Origin of the sequence: Nitratireductor sp. GZWM139, from assembly GCF_030068685.1 — a bacterium.
In the GTDB taxonomy this organism is placed as follows: Bacteria; Pseudomonadota; Alphaproteobacteria; order Rhizobiales; family Rhizobiaceae; genus Nitratireductor; species Nitratireductor aquimarinus.
The window spans coordinates 1-6593 of the sequence record NZ_JAMQML010000033.1; the positions used below are offsets into that span (position 1 = coordinate 1).

General features: G+C 56.9%; 8 protein-coding genes. 3 read left to right on the forward strand and 5 right to left on the reverse strand.

Annotation, left to right across the window (positions count from 1 at the left end):
• Nucleotides 1–251: 251 nt before the first annotated feature.
• The 5 genes from NDI72_RS21515 to NDI72_RS21535 all read right to left on the reverse strand — a co-directional run bounded on the left by NDI72_RS21515 (nt 252) and on the right by NDI72_RS21535 (nt 3805).
• Nucleotides 252–602: an aldo/keto reductase gene (locus NDI72_RS21515; RefSeq protein ID WP_349632283.1), complete on the reverse strand. Its 351-nt coding sequence runs from the start codon at nt 600–602 to the stop codon at nt 252–254.
• Nucleotides 508–1170 carry an ectoine/hydroxyectoine ABC transporter permease subunit EhuD gene (ehuD, locus tag NDI72_RS21520; protein WP_283801743.1) on the reverse strand — a complete coding sequence of 221 codons (663 nt, stop codon included), beginning with the start codon at nt 1168–1170 and terminating at the stop codon, nt 508–510. The genes NDI72_RS21515 and ehuD overlap by 95 nt, the downstream gene beginning before the upstream one ends.
• A gap of 8 nt (nt 1171–1178) precedes the next feature.
• Nucleotides 1179–1841, reverse strand: coding sequence for an ectoine/hydroxyectoine ABC transporter permease subunit EhuC (ehuC, locus tag NDI72_RS21525; RefSeq protein WP_283801744.1), 663 nt, complete (start codon nt 1839–1841; stop codon nt 1179–1181).
• A gap of 3 nt (nt 1842–1844) precedes the next feature.
• Nucleotides 1845–2732 carry an ectoine/hydroxyectoine ABC transporter substrate-binding protein EhuB gene (ehuB, locus tag NDI72_RS21530; RefSeq protein ID WP_283801745.1) on the reverse strand — a complete coding sequence of 296 codons (888 nt, stop codon included), beginning with the start codon at nt 2730–2732 and terminating at the stop codon, nt 1845–1847.
• A 65-nt stretch (nt 2733–2797) separates the two neighbouring features.
• The gene (locus NDI72_RS21535; protein ID WP_283801746.1) at nt 2798–3805 is read right to left on the reverse strand and encodes a D-cysteine desulfhydrase family protein; all 1008 of its coding nucleotides are present in this window, start codon (nt 3803–3805) and stop codon (nt 2798–2800) included.
• 43 nt (nt 3806–3848) lie between these two features.
• Here NDI72_RS21535 and NDI72_RS21540 point away from each other — a divergent pair, with 43 nt between their 5' ends.
• From NDI72_RS21540 to NDI72_RS21550, 3 genes are all read left to right on the forward strand, one after another.
• Nucleotides 3849–4562: a GntR family transcriptional regulator gene (locus NDI72_RS21540; protein ID WP_283801747.1), complete on the forward strand. Its 714-nt coding sequence runs from the start codon at nt 3849–3851 to the stop codon at nt 4560–4562.
• A gap of 19 nt (nt 4563–4581) precedes the next feature.
• A complete protein-coding gene (locus tag NDI72_RS21545) occupies nt 4582–5580 on the forward strand; it encodes a M14 family metallopeptidase (protein ID WP_283801748.1) in 999 nt (332 codons plus the stop codon).
• A 192-nt stretch (nt 5581–5772) separates the two neighbouring features.
• Nucleotides 5773–6489 carry an amino acid ABC transporter ATP-binding protein gene (locus tag NDI72_RS21550; RefSeq protein ID WP_283801749.1) on the forward strand — a complete coding sequence of 239 codons (717 nt, stop codon included), beginning with the start codon at nt 5773–5775 and terminating at the stop codon, nt 6487–6489.
• Nucleotides 6490–6593: the final 104 nt, after the last annotated feature.

A 6593-nucleotide genomic window follows, 5' to 3' on the forward strand; every position in this document is an offset into this window, starting at 1 on the left:
TCATCGTCGCGGCGTGAAGCTCTTGCCGCCCCGCAGTTTCTGTGCACCGACGAGAATTTGCAACGGAACCTCGGAATCTGGTTGGCGGTTCATGGCTCCCCTGTCGCAAATCATGTCGCGGGATTTCTACCACTTACGACAATGATGCGCGACACGAAAAGGGCCGGAAAACCGGCCCTCGGGGAAATGTTGCAGGTTTTAGGAGTTGCGCGACAAGAGCGCCGCCCCTACGGGGACGGCGCTCCTATCTGTCAGCCTAGACGGGCGATGCGGTCCACCGCTTCACACTCTTCGTCCGTAAGCTCGATCGACTCGGCTGCGACGTTCTCCTTAAGGTGAACCAGACGGCTTGTGCCCGGAATCGGCAGCATGACCGGGCTGCACTTCAACAGCCAAGCGATAGCGAGCTGGGCGTTCGACACGCCTTTTGCCTTCGCAATTTCCTCATGGGGAGCGCCCGGCCGTGCCAGTACGCCGAAGGCCAGCGGCCACCAGGGATGAAGGCGGTCAACGCTGGATGCGTTTTTCGAGCTTCTTGACGCCATAGGCGGCCAAGAGGCTGACAACCAGCAGCATGATTGCCGCAACCGTATATGGCTCATTGTAGCGGAAGGTTCGCCCGGCAATGTTATTGGCGGCGCCGAACAGATCGATGACAGTGATGGCTGCCAAGAGTGGCGTTTCCTTGAATAGGCCGACCAAGTAGTTTCCCAGAGCCGGAATTGTAGGGCGCGTGGCCTGCGGGAGAATTACCCGGCCCCACATGACGTGAAATGGCAAACCAAATGAACGCGCTGCGTCCCATTGGCCACGGGGGACGGAGTCAATTCCGGCGCGGAACACCTCGGCAACGTATGAACCGAAATGCACGCCGAGGCAGATTATGCCCGTGGTGAGAGCGTCAAATCGTATGCCGAATCTCGGCAGGACATAGAACACCACATAGAGCTGGACAAGCAGCGGTGTACAGCGGATCAAGACGATCCAAGCGTCGGTCAGCCAAACGATGATGCGGATGCCTGACCTCCGCAGCCCCTCGAGAACGAGGCCGATAATGAGCGCCAGGATGAAGCCGCCTATGGTCGCAATGATCGTGATCCATAGGCCCTTCAGCATTTCCGGAAAAAATGCGGCGGCAAACGCGAAGTCGAAGGGTATCTGAAGTGACATTGACCAAATTACCTTCTGAACGTAGCCGCGCGGCGTTCTGCATATCGAGCCAAAAGGGTCAGCGGATATGCCATGGCCAGATAGAGCAGGAGCACCAGACCCCATACTTCCAGATCGCGACCGGTCGTGACGACCATCTGGCGTCCGGCGAACGTGAGATCTGTAAGCGTGATCAGTGACACCAGAGACGTCGCCTTGAGCAGTTCAACAAGCTGATTGCCGAATGAAGGCAACATGGTCACGAAGGCCTGTGGGAGGATTACCAGACGCCAAGTTTGAAACCGTGTCAGCCCAAGCGCGGCCGCAGCCTCTCGCTGACCCTGTTCAATTGAGCTGATGGCACCACGGACAATTTCGGAGCCATAAGCAGACATGTTGAGGCTTAGCGCTATGATTGCCGTGGATTTCGGATCAAGACGCAGACCATAGGCCGGTAGTATGAAGAAGAGCACGAAGAGCTGCACCATAGCAGAGGTGCCCCGCAACACTTCTACGTAGGCCGTCGCCCCCAAGCGCACAAATTTGTTCTGCGCTGTCCGGGCCATTGCCACCGGGAAGGCCAGCAAGAAGCCCACAATGGCAATGATCACCGTCAACTCGAGGGTGAGTAGTGCCCCAGCTAAAAGCTGGGGCAACAGATCGAATGGAGGCGAATCTGGTAACTTCAGCATGCTTTACGCAGCGCAAAGGTCATTTGCGATGATGTCAGCGCTTGGCAGTTCGTCAGGGCCGTAACCGTACTTGGATATGATCCCGAGCATCTCGTTCGATTCCAGCAGTCGAGCGATTTCTTTATCGAGAAACTCGCGTAGAGTGTCATCCGACTGGCGAACACCAAAGCCGGCATAGCCGTATTGCGGCGTGCCATCATCCTTGAGGATTTGCTCGAATGGCGTGACTCGTTCGATGCTCGGGTCATTTGCCGTCGCCAAGAGCGCACCGAGTTCAAGGCCCGGGAAGTAGATCACATCCACGCGACCTGCGCGCAGGCCAGCCAGTGCCTCGGACGCGCTAGCAAAAAGCACCGTACGATTCTGCGGGACACCAGCATTGATGAGAATTTCAACTTGAGACGAGCCGGTCTGCGTGCCGATGATGATATCGGACTTAGCGACCACGTCGGCGACGCTGTGAACGCCCTTGGGATTGCCGACAAGAGCAGCAATGCCGTTACCGGCGCGGGTAACAGGATTGGTGAAGGCAATCGCCTGGCAGCGCGCGGGCAGGATGTACATGCCAGCGGCAATGATATCGAAGCGATCTGCGTTCAATCCAGGTATCAGGGCGTTGAACTCAACGACCTCAGCCTTAATGTCGGTTACTCCGTGCGGAGCAAGTGCGGCGCGCACGATATCCGGGATTGCGCCCGATACACTGCCATCGGTCTCCACATAGCCATAGGGGCGTTCGTTTGCGATACCTATGCGAACCGAACCCGAGTTGAGGACGCGATCAAGAGTCGTGTCGGCAGCGAAAGCATTGCTAGTGGTGCCAGCAGCCAGCAGGCCTGCACCCAGGCCGGCCAATACGACGCGCCGGTTCAAACGAAATGCATTTGTCATGAAGTTCTCCTTGGGCTGAAAGGTGGTCACGTTTCGACATCCGCCCCCAAGGGGGCGCCTGGTTGTCACCTGCAGGTCGTCAATTCCTCTTCATAAGCGAATAGCGCCGGTGCCCCACCGGTATGGATAAACAAAATGCGTTCTCCGCGTGCAATCGCGCCCTCGCGGGCGGCGGAAACCACCGCGGCCATGGCTTTGCTGGTATAAACTGGGTCGAGAAGTATCCCTTCGGCGGTCGCACCGATCGATATCGCCTCCAGAGCAGACGGATTTGGCAACCCGTATCCAGGCAGGTAGAAGCCATCGTCCAGATGAATGTTCTCATCCAGTCCGCTGACATCCATAGCGAGTAGATCAGCTGTCTGCGCCGCGAGGTCGGACACGATGACACGCTGGTCCGCAGCGGGTCGCGAAATTGTCACCCCTGTAAGACGAGCAGACAGGCCAGCGAGCCGGCTGCCCACCAGCAACCCCGCATGCGTGCCGCCCGATCCCGACGTCACAAATATGTGGTCAAAGGGCTGACCCAAGTCGGCTTCCTGCCTGGAGATCTCCATGGCGCAGTTAGCATAACCCAGACTGCCAACTGCATTTGACCCGCCGACTGGAATAACAAACGGGGCCTTTCCTGATGCTTTCAAGGCCTCTTCGCGCTCCGCAATCGCATCCAACAGCGACGCATCGCGATCTATGACCTCGACCTCGGCTCCCAGAATTGTGCCTAGGAATCTGTTCGCGGAATTGTGGTATGCGAGCGACCTGTCGGGCACTTCATCCTTGAGCACCAGATGGCAAGCAAGGCCATAGCGTGCGCAAACTGCCGCGGTCAGTCGGGCATGGTTGGATTGCAACGCGCCCGCAGTCACCACCGTGCTGCAGCCTGCCTCGAGCGCCTGAGCAACAAGGTATTCAAGCTTGCGCAGCTTATTGCCTCCGAACGCCAATGTGCCGATATCATCGCGCTTAACGAATATATCCGGACCACCAAGCATCTCCGAAAGCCTGGCCATATGTTCGATCGGGGTAGGCCAGAACGATGCCTTCACTCTGGCGAAAGATTCTAAAGACTTCACACTACTTGCTCCTTTGTCGACATGTCATCATGCCATTATTGACATGTCAACTGAAATAGGGAATGTTTTCTCGATGTTAGAAAAAGAACAAACTGCACCGCTCGCGGACCAGGCCTATGAACTCATCAGGGACGAGATCATTCTTGGTCGCCTCAAACCGGGAGAGGTCGTTTCGGAGACAACCCTTGAGGAGCGCTACCAGATCGCGCGCGCTGCTGTTCGCAGTGCGATCGCACAACTTATCGGCGAGCGGCTGATAAAGGCCGTTGGCAAGAAATCGCGTATCATTGCGCCTCTTACAGTTGGCGATATTCACGACATTTTTCTTTTGAGGCGAGAACTGGAACCCCTAGCCGCAAGACTGGCAGCAGGAAATGTAAGCGAAGAGTTGCTTCGCGTATTGGATGAAGCTTGTCGCAGGGCCTATGAACCCGGCAACAAGAAGGGGGAACTGGCTTTTCTGGATGCCAACAGGCGCTTCCACCTTGCAATCGGTCGGGCATCCGGCAGCCCGCGACTGACCCAAATGCTCGAGCACCTTCACAACGAGGCATCGAGAATTCTTTATCTGGGCTTCCGCAATACCAACCGATCAAAGGACTGGACGCATGGTCACGAGAATCTGCTCGAGGCCCTCGTACGTCCGTCCCCAGAGGAAGCCGAGCGCATTGCCCTGCAATTGCTGGACAAGAGCTATGAAGACGTCATGCGCGCGGTAATCACCAACCCGAAATTCAAGGATGCACAACTGGCATGAATAAAACGGCAGGTTGCAGATGATGAAGATTACGCCCAGAGAGGCCTCAACCAGCGCCTTCGGACAGACCGGCGTTTTTCGCGGCCATATTCATTTCGAGAATCCAACGCTCAGCAAGTACGCTTGGCCACTCTGCGATATTCGCGGTGCTCAACCGGGCCCTCGCTTGTGTGTGACGGCCGGAGTGCATGTGAACGAAGTATCCAGCATGGAGGCGGCAGTTCGCCTGCAATCGCTGTTTGATCCTCAGACGATGCGCGGAACGGTCAGCATCATCCCGCTGGTGAACCTGCCAGCCTACGGAAAATTCACCCAGTACAACTGCCCCGAGGACGATAAGAACATCAACTTCACGTTTCCCGGCGACCCAAAAGGGAGTTTTTCCGAGGTGCTGTGCGACGTACTCCTCAATGTATGGGCAGAGGGTGCCGAATGCTACATTGACCTTCATGGCGGCGACCTACGCGAGAAAGTGTCGAAATTCGTCATGTTCCAACCGACCGGAGAGCCGGAACTGGACGCCGAGAAGGAAAAACTGGCCCGGTGCTTTGACGCAGAGATCGTGATGGCATTGCCGCAGAAACTGCTCAGCGCGCCCGGCCGCGCGCCAACCGGCTTCGCCAACGCTGGCCGCATCTCCATCATGTCCGAAGCTGGTGCCAATGGCATTTATGACGAGGAATCAATCAGCTTCCACGTCGATGGCGTTCTTAACATTGCGGCCGAATTGGGAATTACGGATCACCGAATTCAACCGACGCGAGCACAGATCCTGTGTAACGAGTATCTTTGGCTTGAGAGTCCGGAGTCGGGACAGTTCCATACAACGCTCGTACCCGGTCAGGCGGTTACCAAGGGGCAGATCCTCGGCGCCATCTACGATGTGTTCGGCTGCAAGGTGGACGATGTTCTCTCACCTAAGGACGCACTGGTACTGTGGCGTATGACCCATCCGACCGCCGTTGCCGGCTCTCCGCTACTGGCCCTAGCCATTCGCGCTGAGAGCCCGGCTTCGTAATCGGCCATAACCAACATCAGGCACTGTCGCTCGCTCCAGAGGGGTCCGGGACTTGCGATAGGCCGCGAGTTCGCCTGAGCGAATTCCACTATCGGGAGAGAAAAATTGAGCAGCACAGGCGCATTGGCTGAACCAACCACGCAGACTGGCCCAGAGGGGCATATCGCCGCCGCTAGTGATCCGGCTGTCAAAATGACGGGGGTGAACAAATGGTACGGTGATTTCGCGGTCTTGAAGGATATCAACCTTCAGGTAAACCGCGGCGAGCGCATTGTCGTTTGCGGTCCATCCGGATCGGGGAAGTCAACGCTGATCCGGTGCATCAACAGGCTGGAAGAGCATCAGCAGGGACGGATCGTCGTCAATGGCGTCGAGCTTACCAACGAATTGCGGAAGATCAACGAAATCCGCCGCGAGGTCGGGATGGTCTTCCAGCATTTTAATCTCTTCCCCCATCTGACCATCCTTGAGAACTGCACGCTCGCTCCAACTTCCGTACGCAAAAACTCCAAAAAGGAGGCCGAGGAAGTGGCCCTGCACTATCTGGAGCGCGTCAAGATCCGGGAACAGGCCCACAAATATCCTGGTCAACTCTCAGGTGGCCAGCAACAGCGTGTAGCGATAGCCCGCTCGCTCTGCATGCAGCCCAAGATTATGCTGTTCGATGAACCCACATCTGCGCTCGACCCGGAAATGGTCAAGGAAGTGCTGGACACGATGGTGGGGCTGGCCAATGACGGCATGACCATGATCTGCGTCACCCACGAAATGGGCTTTGCGCGCGAGGTGGCCAGCCGCGTCATCTTCATGGACCAAGGGCAGATCGTAGAAGAGAACGCACCCAATGCGTTCTTCGACCACCCCCAGCACAAGCGCACAAAGCTCTTTCTCAGCCAGATTTTGCGCTAGGACCAATGTCTAACCCAACACCGTCATGCTGCGCTGTTCGCTTTATTGGCAATCGGAGGGGTTCCGTTGCAAATTCTCGTCGGGGCACAGAAACTGCGGGGCGG